The 16,542-nt window shown below is 67.1% G+C and carries 18 protein-coding genes and 2 pseudogenes; 12 read left to right on the forward strand and 8 right to left on the reverse strand.

What is annotated here, in order from left to right:
• Positions 1 to 604 (reverse strand): annotated as a pseudogene (locus J0695_RS06005) (IS701 family transposase); the annotation flags it as partial.
• A 202-nt stretch (positions 605 to 806) separates the two neighbouring features.
• Here J0695_RS06005 and J0695_RS06010 point away from each other — a divergent pair.
• The 4 genes and pseudogenes from J0695_RS06010 to J0695_RS06025 form a co-directional block, all read left to right on the forward strand.
• On the forward strand, positions 807 to 1,085 hold the full coding sequence (locus J0695_RS06010; protein WP_206960784.1) for a hypothetical protein: 279 nt from the start codon (positions 807 to 809) through the stop codon (positions 1,083 to 1,085).
• Positions 1,086 to 1,544: 459 nt separating this feature from the next.
• The gene (locus J0695_RS06015; protein ID WP_206960785.1) at positions 1,545 to 1,925 is read left to right on the forward strand and encodes a nuclear transport factor 2 family protein; all 381 of its coding nucleotides are present in this window, start codon (positions 1,545 to 1,547) and stop codon (positions 1,923 to 1,925) included.
• Positions 1,925 to 2,347: a nuclear transport factor 2 family protein gene (locus J0695_RS06020; RefSeq protein ID WP_206960786.1), complete on the forward strand. Its 423-nt coding sequence runs from the start codon at positions 1,925 to 1,927 to the stop codon at positions 2,345 to 2,347. The genes J0695_RS06015 and J0695_RS06020 overlap by 1 nt, the downstream gene beginning before the upstream one ends.
• 207 nt (positions 2,348 to 2,554) lie before the next feature.
• Positions 2,555 to 2,878, forward strand: a pseudogene (locus J0695_RS06025) (polysaccharide deacetylase family protein); the annotation flags it as partial.
• A gap of 643 nt (positions 2,879 to 3,521) precedes the next feature.
• On the opposite strand, the gene J0695_RS06030 reads toward J0695_RS06025, so the two are convergent.
• Positions 3,522 to 3,989, reverse strand: coding sequence for a DUF4334 domain-containing protein (locus J0695_RS06030; RefSeq protein WP_206960788.1), 468 nt, complete (start codon positions 3,987 to 3,989; stop codon positions 3,522 to 3,524).
• 10 nt (positions 3,990 to 3,999) lie between these two features.
• Positions 4,000 to 4,809: a squalene/phytoene synthase family protein gene (locus tag J0695_RS06035; RefSeq protein WP_206960789.1), complete on the reverse strand. Its 810-nt coding sequence runs from the start codon at positions 4,807 to 4,809 to the stop codon at positions 4,000 to 4,002.
• 337 nt (positions 4,810 to 5,146) lie between these two features.
• On the opposite strand from J0695_RS06035, the gene J0695_RS06040 reads away from it, so the two are divergent.
• From J0695_RS06040 to J0695_RS06050, 3 genes are read left to right on the forward strand one after another with little or no spacing between them, the layout of a single operon-like run.
• Positions 5,147 to 6,556 (forward strand): EF-hand domain-containing protein, encoded by a 1,410-nt coding sequence (locus tag J0695_RS06040; protein WP_206960790.1) that lies wholly within the window; start codon positions 5,147 to 5,149, stop codon positions 6,554 to 6,556.
• Positions 6,557 to 6,566: 10 nt separating this feature from the next.
• Positions 6,567 to 6,824 carry a hypothetical protein gene (locus J0695_RS06045; RefSeq protein ID WP_206960791.1) on the forward strand — a complete coding sequence of 86 codons (258 nt, stop codon included), beginning with the start codon at positions 6,567 to 6,569 and terminating at the stop codon, positions 6,822 to 6,824.
• Positions 6,821 to 8,356 carry an ABC1 kinase family protein gene (locus J0695_RS06050; protein ID WP_206960792.1) on the forward strand — a complete coding sequence of 512 codons (1,536 nt, stop codon included), beginning with the start codon at positions 6,821 to 6,823 and terminating at the stop codon, positions 8,354 to 8,356. Before J0695_RS06045 ends, J0695_RS06050 begins: the two co-directional genes overlap by 4 nt.
• A 227-nt stretch (positions 8,357 to 8,583) precedes the next feature.
• Here the strand turns inward: J0695_RS06050 and J0695_RS06055 are convergent, their stop codons facing one another.
• Together J0695_RS06055 and J0695_RS06060 are read right to left on the reverse strand one after the other, a co-directional pair.
• On the reverse strand, positions 8,584 to 8,796 hold the full coding sequence (locus tag J0695_RS06055; protein ID WP_206960793.1) for a hypothetical protein: 213 nt from the start codon (positions 8,794 to 8,796) through the stop codon (positions 8,584 to 8,586).
• Between the two features lie 317 nt (positions 8,797 to 9,113).
• Positions 9,114 to 10,286: an epoxide hydrolase family protein gene (locus J0695_RS06060; RefSeq protein WP_206960794.1), complete on the reverse strand. Its 1,173-nt coding sequence runs from the start codon at positions 10,284 to 10,286 to the stop codon at positions 9,114 to 9,116.
• Positions 10,287 to 10,389: 103 nt separating this feature from the next.
• On the opposite strand from J0695_RS06060, the gene J0695_RS06065 reads away from it, so the two are divergent.
• Both J0695_RS06065 and J0695_RS06070 read left to right on the forward strand, forming a co-directional pair.
• The gene (locus tag J0695_RS06065; protein ID WP_206960795.1) at positions 10,390 to 10,965 is read left to right on the forward strand and encodes a CGNR zinc finger domain-containing protein; all 576 of its coding nucleotides are present in this window, start codon (positions 10,390 to 10,392) and stop codon (positions 10,963 to 10,965) included.
• 96 nt (positions 10,966 to 11,061) lie between these two features.
• Positions 11,062 to 11,769 (forward strand): hypothetical protein, encoded by a 708-nt coding sequence (locus J0695_RS06070; protein WP_242552268.1) that lies wholly within the window; start codon positions 11,062 to 11,064, stop codon positions 11,767 to 11,769.
• An 81-nt stretch (positions 11,770 to 11,850) separates the two neighbouring features.
• Here the strand turns inward: J0695_RS06070 and J0695_RS06075 are convergent, their stop codons facing one another.
• A complete protein-coding gene (locus tag J0695_RS06075) occupies positions 11,851 to 12,966 on the reverse strand; it encodes an FAD-dependent oxidoreductase (protein WP_206960796.1) in 1,116 nt (371 codons plus the stop codon).
• Between the two features lie 328 nt (positions 12,967 to 13,294).
• Positions 13,295 to 14,278 (reverse strand): Clp protease N-terminal domain-containing protein, encoded by a 984-nt coding sequence (locus J0695_RS06080; protein WP_206960797.1) that lies wholly within the window; start codon positions 14,276 to 14,278, stop codon positions 13,295 to 13,297.
• Between the two features lie 68 nt (positions 14,279 to 14,346).
• On the opposite strand from J0695_RS06080, the gene J0695_RS06085 reads away from it, so the two are divergent.
• Entirely contained in the window at positions 14,347 to 14,706 is a 360-nt protein-coding gene (locus J0695_RS06085; protein WP_206960798.1) for an excisionase, read from the forward strand.
• A 509-nt stretch (positions 14,707 to 15,215) separates the two neighbouring features.
• Positions 15,216 to 15,338, forward strand: coding sequence for a hypothetical protein (locus J0695_RS45095; protein ID WP_277989942.1), 123 nt, complete (start codon positions 15,216 to 15,218; stop codon positions 15,336 to 15,338).
• A 71-nt stretch (positions 15,339 to 15,409) separates the two neighbouring features.
• On the opposite strand, the gene J0695_RS06090 is transcribed toward J0695_RS45095, so the two are convergent.
• On the reverse strand, positions 15,410 to 15,784 hold the full coding sequence (locus J0695_RS06090; protein WP_206960799.1) for a DoxX family protein: 375 nt from the start codon (positions 15,782 to 15,784) through the stop codon (positions 15,410 to 15,412).
• A 209-nt stretch (positions 15,785 to 15,993) separates the two neighbouring features.
• Here J0695_RS06090 and J0695_RS06095 point away from each other — a divergent pair.
• Positions 15,994 to 16,542: TetR/AcrR family transcriptional regulator (locus tag J0695_RS06095; protein WP_206960800.1), on the forward strand; the 549-nt coding region annotated here is incomplete at its 3' end.

A 16,542-nucleotide genomic window follows, 5' to 3' on the forward strand; every position in this document is an offset into this window, starting at 1 on the left:
ACCCAACCCTGCAGCAGACCCGTCCGCAGTTTTGGGTTGCCGCCGTAGACCTCGTCTCCGGTCACCCAGCCGATGCGGTGTCCGGCGTCCAGGAACCGCTCGATCATCCTCCGGGCCAGTTCCGGCTTGGTGGCGAAGGCGGTGTCCTCGCCGAGCCCGGCCGCCCGGCAGCGATCCGGGTCGGAGGTCCATGCGCGCGGAATATACAACTCCCGGTCCACCGCCGCGTGCCCGCGGGCGGCGGCAGAGACGAGATAGCCGGCAACCTGGGAGTTCTCGATCCGGCCGGCGGTGCCGGTGTATTGGCACTGCACCCCGACCGTGTGGGTGCCCTTCTTCACGTCACCGGTCTCGTCCACGACGAGCACCGCAGAATCGTCATGGAGATGTTCCACGACGTACCCGCGCACGTCGTCACGCACGGCGTCGGCGTCCCAGGACGCCCGGCACAACAGATGCTGCATGCATGCGGGGTCTTCTCCCCGGCCCACTACGCGATCGTCCAGCAGTTCTTGCGCGGCAGATCCGACATCAGGCCCAGCACCAACCGCGCGGTCCGCAAACGGGGTTCGACCCGGGCGAACCGGCCCGCGATACGGCCCATGGCCACCTCGAACGCTTCCCGCCAACGGCCGGAATCTATGCTGTGGCCCGCGGCCACCGACTCTTCGTATGTCTTCACAAACAACGATGATCATCGGTGGCCGTACTCGTGCCCGCCCCGACCGGCAAGATGCCGGGTCTTGGCCTGAGCGCCGGCTCTGGAGTTGAATCGGCCGATGAACATGTCCCCCCAAGAGATCCGTATGCCCCTCAACGAAGTCGTGGCAGTCCTGCAGGACCTGAACGAGTTCGTGGTCTCCCTCGACCGGATCGGATCCCGACGGGCATCCGGAAGCGCCGACGAACACACCGTCGGCAAGTTCATCGACGACTGGGATGTCGCCCGACGATTGGCCCGCGCCCGGCGCGTCATCAGTGTCGCGCTGGATGCGCAGCTGAGCGAGGCCGACAACGCCGAGATCGACGCCCTGTGCGACCAGGGCCGCTTCTACGGCAGCCCCTCCACTGACCAGTCCGCCTGAGACAGCAAGCGCATCAACCGGGCCTGATCTGCAAGATCACGATCTACAGCTGGAGTACTAGGAGTAGTGACTCGGGAGGTTGGCGGCCGTAGCTGATGCTGTCATGTCATTGCCCAAGGAGACGCGCGGCCGTCCATGCTGCCGACGGGCCCGGAGGACGTTCGACTCCCTGACCTGGGACCTTTGCGGCATGCGCGTCGAATGTTGAGGGGGTAACGTCGAGAGTGCGACAGGAGATCACCGTTCGATAGCGGCAGATCCTGGCGTACGTCCCCCGCGTGGGACGGCAAGAGAAAGTAAGACTAACGTTGGCGAGCCATGCCCGGCCGCCTGTGTAAACGCGTGGGCGAATCCAGTAGAGAAATCCTGGATTCCCGGTCATTGCTCTGCCCTCTTGCCTTTCAAGTTCAAGGCTCCGCATTCCGGGAATCCGCAATCCCAGGAATCGGAGCTTTTTTCATGTCTGACATCGAGCGCAACAAGCAGATCGTCGTCGACTACTATCAGACGGCCTTCGGCGGCAACCCCCAGAAGGCGATCGAGGACCACTTCGGCGACCGCTACATCCAGCACAACCCGGACGCGGCCGACGGGCCGGAGGCGTTCATCGGCTTCGTGACCTGGCTGCGCGGCGAATACCCGGACCTGCAGCTGGACATCAAGCACGTGATCGCCGAAGGCGACATGGTCGTCACCCACTCCCACCTGATCCTCAAGCCCGGCGAGCCCGGCCGCGCCCTTGCCGACTACTTCCGCCTGGAAGACGGCAAGGTCGTCGAGCACTGGGACGTCATCCAGGACGTACCGGCCCAGTCCGCCAACCCCAACGGCATGTTCTGATGCCCACCCAGCCCCCTGCGCCCAGCATCGCGGAGTCCCCAGCCGACGTCGTACGCCGTCAGTATGTGGCGTCCGCCACTGGGGACTTGGACCTGTGGCGTACCGCGGTGGCGCCCGACGTCGAGTGGATCGAAGCGGCCGGATTCCCCCTGGCAGGCACCTACCGCACGCCCGACGGCGTGATCAGCGGCGTGTTCGAGCAGCTGGCTGTCGCCTGGGATGGCTGGATCACCCACGACGACACGTACCTCGTCGACGGCGAACGTGTCATCGTGCTCGGCCGCTACGGCGCCGTCAACAAGGCCACCGGCAAGGCCATGAGCGTCCGAGTCGCACACAGCTTCATCGTGCGCGGCGGGAAGATCGTGCGCTTCGAGCAGATCGTCGACTCCGCCGGCGTCCGCGCGGCCATGACCGCCTGACTCACCACTCAGCGCGGCCACCACCGCCGCCGCGATCACGACGGTGGCGGCCGCTCCTACCCACCCTGGGATCTGCACAGGTCACCGGGCGGCCGACGGCGACACCCGCCCGGCCAATCCACAAAGGTTCAAGGAGAGCACGCTCGCATGCGCGTAGAAATCTGGGCCGCCATCGTGTGCCCACTGTTCCAGAGCCGTGGCACCGGGGCGGAGAAGATGATCGAGGCTGCCTCCGGCGGCACCAAGGCTCGCTACTTCCGTGCACCGGGCGGCGCGTTCGACCCGTACAACCGGCACGTCGCAGCCGGACACGGCCTGCGCCCCCTGGGCTGGAATGCGGACAGCAAGGACTACACCAGGCCCGGTGTCGCGGCCATCGTGAACACCGTCGAACACGAGGTGAGTGCCTCCCGCCCCACCGTGCTCTTCCACGACGGTGGTGGCGACCGGTCCCAGACCCTCACGGCCCTCGAGCGGCTCTTGCCCTGGATACAGCAGCAGGGGTACGGGTTCGGCTTCCCGCAACACTGATCGCGCGGCCCGGCACAAGTTCCCGCATGGTCTTTCACTCTCCGCGGCTACGACACCCCGCTGATCCGTCTTGCGGTGGCTGCCACCGAACTCGCCCGCCGACGACCTGACGCCGGTGTCATGACAGTGAAGTCCCCCTCCCCTGACGGCCGTTCCCGCACCGTCACCGCCGGCCACCGCTCCTGTGACGACGGAGCGGACGTACGTGTTCCCGAGGGCCGACAGCGTCGTTCTCGGCGCCACGGTCGCAGGCGAGCGCGACGGAAACTGCGATGCGGCCATGCGATCCGTCGACGTCACCGTCACCTTGCGACAGGCGCCGGCAGGTCGGTCCTGGTGAGCGCCGACTCGGGCGAGGTCGTCACGTACCGTCGCACCTGAGAGGCGCATACAAGGGAAACCGCTGTAGCGGGCACCGCCGCTTCCCTGCCAGCGTAAGTACTGCCGGGTAGCGGGCTTCTGCCTGGGCGCAGACGTCGGCAATGACCATCTCGGGCGGATGGAGGAGGGAGGCAGTGCACACCAAAACACCCCTGAGCGGCACACACACGCGCCCCAAAACGATCAGAATCATCGTCCCCCGGGCCCCACCGCCACCGCCACCGCCACCGGCTGAATCCGGCACCTCGCAGCAGCCCCTGGGTCAGTCCCGGTCGAGGACGAAGTAGAAGTGCCGGCCTCGGTCCAGGACCCCCTTGCCGTTCATGATGCCCATGAGTGTGTCGTCGTCGACTCTCTTGAAGTGGTCGAAGATCGGCTGCCCGTCGTAGACCATGGTGGCCGTGGTCTCACCCCGGAACTCGACGGACCACAAAGTGGCTTCGCCCTTCCCCAGTTCGATGTTGGAGTACAGCTCTCCCTCGCCGTCACGGCACACGAGTGGCTTGACGTCCATCAGCGAATCAAAGGTCTTCCCATGCCAGTTGACGTTGCCCAGTTGGCCGTTCATCACATGGCCGGTGTTGAATTCACTCCCCCGCCAACTGCCCAGGATCTCCTTGGGGCGGAGAGTTTCCAGAGCGGACCAGATGTCGTCGAGTTCGTCGGAGTCGACCTGCGCCGTCGCGGTGCGCAGGGCGGCAAAACAGGCCTGGGCCTCTTCGGTGTTCATTCGGTCTCCCTCACAGCACGGTGGAGTATTTCTCGGCGAGTCCCGTGATGGTCGATCTGTCCATTGGGGTGCCCTCCTCCATGGCGGTCAGAGTGGCCCTGCAGATGTCCAGGGTCAGTGAGCAGAAGTCTCTGATCGGCCCTGCGGGGAGGGAACGGATGTACCCGTCCGCTCCCGGTAGGTGTTTGCGGACGTACGCACACATGTCGTCGGTCGACCACCCCTGAGGGTAGAAATCCACGCCCCGCCGGAGGTCGTCCGTATGGTTCCAGGCGATGTTCGCGGCCTGGACGGTACGCCCGAAAGCCACGGCCTCGGGCATGGGCGTGACGATTCCGGCATGCCGGTTCCACAGGTCCGAGAGCGTGATCCCGATCGAACTCGCCACGGCGAAGGTGTAGCGGTCCAGGTCCGCCTCGTCGTCGATGCGGAAATCCTCCTGCACCCAGTCCGCCATACGGTCGGCGAGTGCGGCCAGGGAGTCCCACAGGCGTGGGGCGACGTCGTGCGGCGGGAGTTGGACGGCCCAGTCGTAGAAAGCCCGGGTTACGGGCTCCAACTCGGCCTGGTGGGGCCGGAACAGCAGGTCGGTCTCCTCGCGCGTGAATGCCTCCTGCTGCAGAAGCCGGCTGGCCCCGCGCAGCAGGCGGATCTTTGAGTCGGCGGACAACGCAGGATGGTCCTCGATCTGGTCGAGAGCGCGGTTGGCAAGGTAATAGGCCGCGACCGTATCCCTGAGTTCACCGTCAAGTCGCATGATGGGCAGGAAGAATGTCCTGCTCGTGCCCTTCAGTGTTTCGATGACGTACGTGTCGAACATGCCCATCCATCTCAGATCGTTCCGACGCCACGGTCGGGCCGGGTGGACGATTCCGGTCTACCCAGAGGGAATTGCGGTCAATCCCGCGGACACCTCACGAAGATATCGCACGGCCCCGCATGTCCCCCGTTCGGACCAATCTCCACTCGTGAACTTCCTTGCAAAAGTGGGGGTTTGAGTACGCCATTGCCTGCACGGCCAGCGGGAAAGAGGGCGAGCCCGCCGTGACACATGCAGGTGCGGACAGATTCCCCATGTTTATGGGGCTCTCTGCGCAGGGAGTCTGTCGTGGGAATTACAGCCGCCGCCTTTCGGCATCCATATCAGGAGGTACCGAGTGAGTGATCGTCAGCTTCCCGGCCCCGGTTCGCTGTGCTGGGGGCTTCTCGGGCAGAGGCGGATGCTGCTGGTGACGGGAAGAGCGCTGGTCATGGAGGCGGCCCTGCCCGCCGGCGGAGCGGCGCTGGCCCGTCACTCCACCTACCGGACCCGACCGCTGCGTCGGCTCGAAGTCACCCTGGAGAGCCTGCAGCGCCTCACGTACGGGGACCCGGAGACCCGCGAGCGTGAATTCGCCCGCATCCGGCGGGTCCACCGGCACATCAACGGCACGGACGAAGGCGGCCGCCCCTACGACGGCCTCGACGATGCCAGCCGTACCTGGATCGCCATGACCCTCTTCGATGCCATGGTGGCGATGGAGCGTCTTGCCGGCAGGCCGCTCTCGCCGGCCGACGAGGCGCAGCTGTACGACGAATGGCGGCCGATCGTCGTCTCGTTCGGCATCGACACCAGCGCGGTCCCGCAGGACCTGGCGGACTATCACGCCTACTTCGCGTCGATGCTCGCCGACGTCCTCGAGGACAACCCCGAGGTCCGCCACCTCCTGGGCGCCGTCTACGCCTCCGTCCCCGTGCCGCCCTGGCTCGCCTGGTGCCCGGCACCGCTCTGGAAGGCGGTCAGCGCTCTGGCCGCGACGCTGATGAGTTCCGTTCTCCGGGCCGACCTGCCCCATGCATACAGCCGGCGTATCGGCCTCACCGCCCGGCGGCGTGACCGGATCCTGTCGTGGCTCGTGCACCGCACCGCCCGCTGGGTACTTGCCGTCCAGCCGGTGAGGGGACGCTTCCTGCCGCCGGCCGCGTCGGCACTGCAAGGCGGATCCGTCGCGCCGCGCGCCGCCCGCCGGCGAAGCCACGTACCGCGACAGCGCCCCGCCACGCGCACCGAACGCGTCGGCCGGTTCTTCGACGAGGTCCTGGACCAGACCGGCGACGGGCTGCTGACCCGTGCCGACCTGCAGGCGATGGTGCGCAGCGTGTGCTGGCCCCTCGAACTCGACGCGCAGGCCGAGCAACGAGTCTACGAATCCTTCGACGCATGGTGGGCAGAATTGCTCGCTCTGGACACGGACGGAGACGGCCGCATCTCCAGGGCCGAGTTCGTGGCCGGCACCCCCTCCGGTACCGATGAGACGCCTCAGCCCCTGCAGGCCGGCCTGGTCCGGGCGATGGGGGCCGTCTTCGACGCGGCCGACAGCGATCACAACGGCCATCTGGACAAGGCCGAGTACCGCCGGATCTTCGGCCCCAAGCTGCACCCGGCCGATGCCGACCGGGGGTTCGACGCGCTCGACAGCAACGGTGACGGGCAGATCACCAAGGCGGAATTCCTCGATGCGCTGGGGCAGTTCTTCACCGTACGCGGAGACGCCGAGGCCGCGGTGCGACTCTTCGGCCGCAACTGAAGTGCCGCCTGTGACGCGTGAGGATCCCCGGCCGCTACGGGTACTGCTGCGCAGCCGGGACGGCCGTCTGCTCGACCTGGAGGACGGTGGCAGGGACGTCACTCTGGAGGAGTTCCGGGCACGGCTGCAGACCGGCGAGCGGCTGCGGGTCCGGCACGAGACGACGGGCGGCGACTGCACGCTGGACCTCCTGCTGCAACTCGTCGCGACCTGCCTGCCGAAGGAGGGCGGGCTGCTCGGCCTGCTGGGCGACGGGGGAACGAGGTGAGCGGCGGACGCAACCGCAAGGTGGCGCACCTGATGACCCTGCTCGTCTCCGATGTGCTGACCTCCCGGGAACGCATCGGCGTCGAGCATGCCGAACTTGCACGTCAGCAGCGGCGGGCCCGCCGTATCCGCGAGACGATCGAGAACCTGGGGCCCTTCTGGGTGAAGGTGGGACAGATCCTCGCCACGCGGTCGGATGTCGTCTCCGACGCCGTACTGCGTGAACTGGCCGGACTGCAGGACTCGGTGCACTGCGAGCCGTTCGACGTCTTCGAGCCGGTTCTGCGGCAGGAGTTGGGCCCGCGGTGGCGTGCGAAGTTCCGTGAGATCGACACCGTCTCCCCGCTGGGCTCCGCCTCGCTCGCCCAGGTCTACCGGGTGGTTCTGGCCGACGGTCGTACCGCCGTGCTGAAGGTGCAGCGGCCCGGCACGCGCGAACGCGTCTACGCCGACATGGCCAGCCTTCGCCGTGCGGCCAGGATCGCGGGCCGTGCCGTGCCCCGTATCGGCGCGGTGCTGGACATCGAGGCGACCCTCCAGGTGATCTTCGACTGCATGCAGCCCGAACTGGACTTCACGGCCGAGGCCAAACACATGGCCCAAGGGCAGCGAATGGCCCGGGACTTCAAGGGGATCCACATCCCGGACGTCTACCTCGCCACACCCCGGGTCCTTCTGCAGAGCCTGGCCCCGGGTGAGGCCCTCAACAAGGCCGACCTGTCGGTGTTCTCCGACAAACAGCGCCGCAGGATCGGCAGCGACCTGCTGACCTTCATGTACCGCGGCTACTTCGTCGAGCGGATGTTCCACGCCGATCCGCACCCCGGCAACATCTTCGTCCACCCCGAGCACGGCGCCACGCTCATCGACTGGGGCATGGTCGGCCGTATCGACCGGAACCTGGGTTCACTCGGCGTCATGGTTCTCACCAGCCTCGCCCAGAACGACGCCCGCGGCCTTGCCTCGGCCTGGACCGAGATGGGCCGGGCAACCCCCTTCGCCGACCTGCTGGGCTTCCAGGAGGACATGACGCGACTCGTCCCGCTGATCACCGCCGCGGCGCTGGAGGACCTCGACTTCGGCATCGCGCTCACCAACGTCCTGCGCTGCGCCGCCCAGCGGGGCATCCGTACGAGCCCGATGATCGGCATGCTCGGCAAATCCATCACGAACATCGAAGGCTCCGTACGCAGGATCGCCCCGGAACTCTCCGCACTGGAGGTCTTCGAGGACGCGCTCACCGACGTCATGGTGGAGCTGGCCAGGGATCTGCTCTCCCGCGAGCAGACGGCCCGCCGCGTACTGGAGCTGATCGTGGCAGGCAACTCGACGGTGGACCAACTCCGTTCCCTGCTGAGGGATCTGGCCAACCGTGAGCTGACCATGCGCGTCGGTCTGCTGCCCGGCCACGGCATGGGCAGCGACGGCAACGGAATCCTCACCCGCCGGGTTGCGCCCGTCCTGGCCGCGGGCCTGGCAGTCTGGGGGGTACGCAGGCTGGCTGCGGGGGGCGCCCTCGCCCGTGGGGGGTGAGGGGTGCGCCGAAGGCGAGGTCCTGGCGCGGTGGATCGAGCTCCCGCTTCGTCTACTCCCGCTGCGCGAACAGTTCCTGGTACGAGGCGCCCGCCGCGTCGGCGTCGCTGGCGTGCGCGGTGGCCACGGACAGCGCCAGGGCCGGGTGTCGCCCTTCCGGCGCTGGGTCCGGAGATCCGTCCCACTGCCGGCACGCGACGAGAGGCGGGGCTCGATGTGCTCGTGCGTCAGCGTCCGAGGAACGCCTTGTACACGGTCACCTCAGAGGGGTTGCCCTGCTTGTCCACGACCTGGCCCCGCAGCGTGACGCCCTTGCCCTTGGCGGGTGCACGCAGCAATGCCTTGCCGTGCTTCACGCTCAGCTTCTGCGAGGTCGTGCCGTTGTCGTACGAGGCCTCCACCGTCAGGGACTTGAGGTTGCCCCCAGCCGCCGCGCACACGGCACTGGTCGAGCAGTAGACGCGTGGGTCGCGATGGCGGTCACACGACTATCGGGCCGACGCCACTGCGAGAGCCTGACGTTCAGGACCCTGGGTCGGGGGCCGCGAGCGGCTGACCCCCGACGTGGCCATCGAGGTCTTGCCAGGACGGAAGTTCCTACACCTTCCATCCGGAAGACCTCGACATGCTCCACGCCATCTTCGCCGCGCCCTGTCTGACCACGTTCTGCCGTCTCGATGAACTCGGTCCGGAAGCCGTCGGTCAACGCCCTGAGCCGGGACAGGCTGTGATCAAGTGCCGAATCGCCGAGCCGCGTTCACCGATTAGCGGCCAGCACTGCCGCGAGGCCCTCTTGCAGATCTTTGACGAAATACTCGGGCACCTCCAGCGACGGGAAATGTCCCCCGCTTTCGGGCGACCCCCATCGGACGATCTGTCGGTACCGCTCCTGTGCCCAGGGGCGCGGACACTTCTCGACGTCGCGGGGATACATGGTGATTGCTGACGGGACGTCGACCCGAAGCTCGGGATCGAGCGAGTTGTGGCTTTCGTAATAAATACGGGCCGCCGATGCACCGGTCCGCGTCAGCCAATACAAGGTGACGTCGTCGAGAACCCTGTCGATGGAAATCGTCTCGAACGGGCTGTCTTCGGTGTCTGACCACTCGGCGAACTTGTCAAGGATCCAGGCAAGAAGCCCGACCGGTGAGTCGACGAGCGAGTAGCCGATGGTCTGCGGTCGGGTCGCCTGCTGCTTCGCGTACGCCGCGTGATGGCGCCAGAAGTCGCGGGTTTCCTCGGTCCACTTGCGCTCGGCCGCCGTCAGCCCTTCCGTGGCCAACCCTGGCGGTCCCTCCGCGAACGTTGTGTGGATGCCGAGAACGTGCGCCGGGAACCTGCCGCCGAGAACCGTGGTGATATTGCCTCCCCAGTCGCCGCCGTGGGCTGCGAACTTGCTGTAGCCGAGCCTTCCCATCAGCTCCACCCATGCGGTCGCGATCTTTTCGGTTCCCCAACCGGTGGTGGCCGGCTTGTCGCTGTATCCAAAGCCCGGTAGCGACGGGACCACGACGTGGAACGCCGGCGCGTCTGCGTCTTTCGGATTTGCCAGCTCGTCCACTACATCGATGAACCGGGCAATGCTGTCTGGCCAGCCGTGCGTCAAGATCAGAGGAGTGGCATCTGAGCGCGCGGATCGGCGGTGCAGGAAGTGGATTCCCAGATCATCAATGGTCGTACGGAACTGGCCGATCTGGTTCAGGCGCTCTTCGAACGACCGCCAGTTGTACTCGGTGCGCCAGTAGTTCACGACATCAACGAGGTCGGCGAGAGGAACGCCCTGTTCCCATCGGCGGGGGTCGGGCGCGGCGCGATAGACCGTCTCAGCCTCCGGCAGTCGCGCCGCGGCCAGTCGCGCGCGCAGGTCGTCTAGGTCGGCGTCAGTTGCGTGGGCTTCAAATGCTTGCACGTCGCTTGTTGGGCGGGGCATGAGACCTCCTGGCCGTCGCGGAAACCGGCTGCTAACCATTGTGAACCGTCTAAGACGGTTCTACATGCCTTCATGTCGGCGCGCAACCAGCTAAGGTGGTTCCATGCATGCTGAGTTCCCTGACTTCCGCCTCGGTAACGTGCTGGCGACCAGCTTCACGGGGACTCTGTCGGAGCGTCATGGCAACGCCGTGGAGCGCATTCCCACACCGCACCGGCTCATCGACTGGCTGGCAGCGAACGGCCTCGCCGTGACGTCCTGCACCACTGCCCAGCTCGAACTCGCTCGGGAACTGAGGGAGTCGATTCACGCCGCCGCGACAGCGACCGCGATCCAGGACGCTCTCCCTGCGTCTGCTCTCCAAGTCATCAATGACTGCAGCGTTCAGGGTCTGGCCTCGGCTGTCCTGACGCCCGAGGGCAAGCGGCGATGGCTACTTGGCTCGGCTTCCTGCGTGGAAGACGCCCTCAGCGTGATCGCCGCCGACGCCATCAGCATCGTCGCAGGCGAACGAGACGGAAAATTGGCCTTGTGCGCATCACCGACCTGCCTAGCCGCCTTCTTCGACACCAGCCAAAGTCGCACGCGCAGATGGTGCGACATGAACACGTGTGGGAATCGACAGAAGAAGGCGCGCTTCAATGCCAACCAGCGCAAAAACCCCAGATCAGCGGAGTGACCGTTACCTCGGTACATCCAAGCGGAGAGCCATCCGTCTCCTCCGGTCAACGTCTTCAATCAGTACCTGGTGGCGCCGAGGCGGGATCATGGTGTGATGTCCGAAATATCCGCCCTGATCGACGCTCACTGGCCGTTCGCGCCATCCGCCGAGACCGACTGGCTGCTGGAGCTGGCGGACGGAAGCATTGAGCCCGAGATGGTCGCCGGTTTCGATCTCGGCGAAGTCACCACGTCCACCGGTGGCGGTCTGGGCCGCGACAGGCACCCCGGGCCCGGGTGGCGTCGTCTGCGCTGGGCGGAGCTGGCCCGGCGGACCGGCGATCCGCTGGTGCCCGAGGGGCTGACGCCCTCCTGCCGCTGCTTCCCCTCGTCGAGGAAGAAGGGCAGCTGGCCGCTCAGTATCCACCCGCCCACTGAGGGCAGCCTGGACCGCGAGACCTGGCACCAGCCGATCGAGGTCCTCATTCGGCACAGCCAGGCGGGAGCGGACACGCCCTGTTCCGCCTACTACAACCCACTGACGGTCGGCGCCGTCGACTTCGACAACCTGCACGTACGGACCGGCCGGCTCGGCGACGCCCACCTCCTGTACGACAACCCCGAGACAGACTTCAGCCCGTCCAACCTCTGGCCCACCAACCGCTCATGGGTCACCGGCACCGACTACGACCTGTGGGCCACCAAAGTGGTCGGCCCCGCGCCGCTCATCGAGGCCCTCCTGGGCGATCCCGAAATGACAATGATCGCTCCGTCGGGTCGGTCGGGGGTGGGCTATGCCGCGTACTGGCTGTATGCCACGTGATCGAACTCGAACGGCTGTCCCGCCTGCCCCCAGGTGATCGCGCCGGATGTGCTGCCGGTTGCCTGGTCGTATCGGTTGCATTCAGCCAGGTTGGAAGAAAGCGAGCATTTTCTGGCTGGCATCCGGCGACGTCAGGATTTCCTGGATGTGCGCGGACTGCCGGGCGGCAACGCCGGTGCGTTCGAACATCTCGCGTTCGTACTCTTTGACGGCGGCGGGAAAGTCATCCGGGTGCGCAGCCAGCGCGAGGCCGAGCAGGGCGCCGTCGAGCAGCGCCATGTTGGCGCCCTGCCCCACCGGCGGCATCAGGTGCGCGGCATCGCCGAGCAGTGTGACGTCTGGCGTCGATGGCCAGGTCAGGCCGACCGGGAGAGTGGTGATCGACCGCGTCAGTACCGAATCGTCGCAGGCTGCGATCAGTGCGGTGAACCGTGAGTCCCAGCCGGTGAACAGGTCGATCAGTCGCGCCCGGGCAGCGGCTGGCGCATCGAATGGGATCCCACTGCTCGCGAACCAGTTCTCGGCGCTGTTGTAGAAGCTGAGGTAGATGCGTACGCGGCCGTCCCCGTTACGCTGCGCCGACAGGGATTGTCCGTTGCCCAGCACCCAGTAGTTGCCTCGCCCAATCATCGCCGCGAGGTCGGGGTGGGTGCGGTCGATATCGGGAATCGTGAGCTCAACGGCATTATGGCCGGTGTGCGTTGGTCGAGCGTCAGTGAGCAGCGGGCGGACCCGGGAGCCCGCGCCGTCGGCGCCGACCAGCAGGTCGTACGTCGTACTGCTGCCGTCGGCAAAATACAGCAGACCATTGTCGGCAGATTCGAACGCGCGCCCCCAGCGCACCGCATGTTCGGGGAGGGAGTCCAGCAGCAGGTTACGCAGATCGGCACGGTCGACCTCAGGTCGCTCGAGCGGGGCGTCGTCGGGCGTGTCCTCCTGAAGCAACAGGGTGCCGTCCGGCTCGAGAAGCCGCAGGTCCTGACCTTCACGACGAGCAATCGCGTGGAACTGGTCGATCAGGCCGGCCTCGCGCAACGCCCGCTGCCCGGTCCCGGAGTGCAGATCGAGCATTCCGCCCTGGCCGCGCGCGTCGCGCGACGACTCTCGTTCGTACACGACGGCGTCGATACCGTTCATGTGCAGCACACGGGCAAGGGCCAGGCCGCCCAAGCCGGCTCCGACGACAGTGATGGTCATGGCTGCCTCCGATTCGCCGTGTTGCCTGCTCGCGGGAGTTCGACCCGTGGTGAGCGCGGGCCACCACCGGCAGGGCGCCGAACACCATCCCGGACCCGCCGATCGCCGCCGCTGAGAACGTGGTCAATCGGCCGACCTCGGCCGGCTCGGTGCAGCGCAACTACCGGCGCCTGCTGGCCCGCATCGCACTCCGCCTCGGTGGGCGCGGCGAACACGCCGGTGCACGACGCCCTGATTGCCGGCGCGAATGGTGTCAGCGCATCGTCGCTCACCACTCCCCCTTCCTCGCCTGTCCCACAGACAGATTCCGGCCCGCTGATCAGCTGGTTCACCGGCGGAGCCGGGGCGCGAGGACCGTGCGCACGACCTTGGCCACGTTGCTCGCGGCGGATCCGCCCTCTGCTTCCGGTTCCGGTTCCGGTTCCGGTTCCAGCACGCGCTGAATCTGCAGCAGCAGTTGGTTGGTCGACCGCCAGAGCGGGACGAACATGCCGGCTGCCGGCCCGACACCCTGGATCGGGCCGCCGGCCAGCTCGGTGACCTTCTTGGCGTTCGTGACCGTCGTCGGGTCCCGCAGGATCAAGTGCACTTCGTCGTCGACCAGCCGGATTTCCATCCTGCGCGCGGCGGCCTCCTCCGGGTTCGCGTCGGTGGTCGTCTCCGGATCCAGTTCATCGATCTTGGCGGCGACCGCGTCCGGCTCGACCCCGAGTGCGCGCAGCACCTTGGCCGCCATGCTGTCCTCCGTACGCAGCATCGCCTCAAGCAGGTGATGGCTGCCGACCGGGGCGCCACCGGCCAGCGCACTGGCGACGGACACTGTGTCCGCGGTGGCAGACGTACCGGACGGCCATGGACCGGCAACGACGTCCTGCGATCCCTCCGATGACGCCAGCACTGCGGCGCGGATTTTGCTGATCGGTTTGATCCGCTCGGCGAGTACTTTCGCGCCGACGCCCTCACCTTCACTCACAAGGGCCAGCAGGATGTGTTCCGCCCCGATGTAGGTGTGGTGCAGCTGCATCGCCTCGCGCAGGGCAAGGTCCAGCGTCTTCTTCGCGCGGGGCGCGAACGGGATATGCCCGCTCAGCTCCTGAGTTCCGGGCTTGACCGCCGCAGCAATATCAACCCGCGCCGTCTCCTTGTCGTACCCGAGCTGGTGGAGAACTTTCGCCGCCATGCCGTCCGGCGCGTCGAGCAGCCCCAACAGGATGTGCTCCGTGCCGATGTAGTTGTGCCTGAGCAGCCTCGCCTCCTCCTGAGCCGTGACGACCACCTTGCGGGCTTCCGCGGTGAACCTTTCAAATGGCATGGTTTTATGGTCTCAACCCTGTCAATACACTGCTATTGATAGGGTCACCGTGCTGAAGGGAGGGTGTGATGGAGACACCGTCGAACTGGGAGGACCGGCTCGCGCGCTGGCAGAATGAGCTGGAGCTGTTCGAGCAGTTGGACGAGACCCCCTGGGTCACGCTGGCCAAGGCAGAAGCCGAGACCGGCGTTTCCCGCTCGGCCCTGCGGTCCTGGTACCGCAACGGCGAGATCCAGTCCCGGCTGGCGGACGGCCCGAACGGGCCGCAACGCCTGGTCCAGCTGGACGCGGTGATCGAGCGTGCCGCCGCGTCCCCCCGCATTCAGCGCAGGGCCGAACGGGAAGTCAGCCTGGAAGCCCAAGTCTCCCTGCTACGGCACCGCGTTGACCAGCTTGAACTGCGGCTGGCCGCGCTGGAGCGGAAGTGACCGGCGTGAGTAGCACCATGCCATCGGCCCGGGACGGTCGTCCCCGCTCACTGGCGCAGGCCCTGTTCATCTCGCCGGTGCCGCGGGTTCCCTTCTCGCTGGGGATGCGGGCGCGTTCCCTGCGTTCGGCGGCCAGGACGTCGTGGTTGCGGGCGTTCGCGTTGCCCCAGCGTAGCTACGCGTGCAGCGCCCGGATCTGGGGGCGCACGCCTGGTCTGGCACCGTCCGCGGCGAGACGGCGAGCGGCTTCGACGGCGATCACGGCTGTGATGCCGTAGGTGTCGTGGCCCCGCTATGTGGCGTGGGATGGTGACCGCCTCTGACAAGGGGCATTTCACCACTTCGGTCGGTCGCGGGGCGTCGGGAAGAGTAACCGCGGTGTGCCGGGCAGGGGTCCCGGTACGCCGGCCCCCGTTGTCGTAGCTGAGGCCGCCGGCCTTGATCGCGTCGATCGTGTCGACGGCCGAGCGCAGCGAGCCGCGGGAGTAACCGCCTCCGCCGGTGATGAAGTGGCTGACGGTGATCTCGTCGATCGGCGGGACGCGACAGGTGCGCGACTGACCGTCCACGGCGCGCTCGGCGTGATCAACGACGTGCTGCGGATGGGACGTTTCCGCGGCCGCCCCACCTGACGGAGGAGCTGGCCGGCTTCGCCCAACTGCTGCTGATCGGCCGCTGACCCGCTCCTGCTCACAGGTGTATGTCAACGGTCGGCGTTGCGGCCCACCTTCAGCGCCCAGAGGACCAGCGGGACCTGGAGGGGAAGTCTTGCCAGCGCCGCGGCCTTCAAGGGCGCCGGCCGGTGCCTCCAGTCGTACGCCATCTGCACATTCGCCGGAAAAACGGCCGCGAAGAAGCCCGCCGTCGCGCGTGCGCTGACCTGTCGGGTCCTGGGGTTCGCCAGGCCTGCCGCCAGCAACAGCTCAGCCACGCCACTCACCTGGGTGTACGTCCTGGCTCTGCCGGGAAGCCAGGACGGAATCGTCTTGTCGAACGGGCGCGGTACCAGGAAATGCACGACGCCCGCTCCGGCCAGGAGCGCGACCAGGCATGGCGTCGAGCGGTCTGTGGCCGCCACAGGGGTCCTCCAGGGGGCAGATTGCGTGAATGCGTCCGACCGAATTCTTACTCGACAGTAGCTAACAGGGGAAGGCTCACACCGGGAACGCGCACCGACCAGCGCCTGCCTGTGGGACCCGGCACTGAGCGCCTCTGTCCCGGTGGCTCACCGACGAACATATTCGTGGCGAACTTGTTCCTCACGAACACGTTCGTTATCGTGGATGTATGCCCGCTTCATCCGATACACCCAGCAGCCGGCGCGAGCGCCCCGCCAAACCCGCACTCACCCGCGCCGGCCTGGTCGCCGCAGCCGTCGCCGTGATGGAGACGGAGGGCCTCCACAAGGTCACCATGCGGCGGATCGCCCAGGAGCTGGACACCGGCCCCGCCTCTCTCTACGTCTACGTTCGCAACGCCGCCGAACTCCACGCCGCAGTCCTCGACGAACTCCTCGGCCGGGTGGAACCCCCCAGCGAGGACGGCACCTGGCGCGAGCGCCTGGAGAAGGTCCTCACCTCCTACGCCCACCTCCTCCTCGACCGCCCCGCGCTGGCCAGATCCGCCCTGGTCGCCCGCCCCTCCGGCCCGCACTACCTCGACCTCATCGAGATCCTGCTCGCCCTCCTCGCAGAAGGCGGGGTCCCCGACGGCCAGGCCGCCTGGGGCGTCGACGTACTGCTTCAGCACGCGACCGCCACCGCGGCCGAACACGCCGGCCGGACCCCCGGCGCGCGGGACCGCGAGGACTGGCACACCCTGGAGACCGCCCTGCGC

The organism is Streptomyces beijiangensis, from assembly GCF_017315755.1.
In the GTDB taxonomy this organism is placed as follows: domain Bacteria; phylum Actinomycetota; class Actinomycetes; order Streptomycetales; family Streptomycetaceae; genus Streptomyces; species Streptomyces beijiangensis.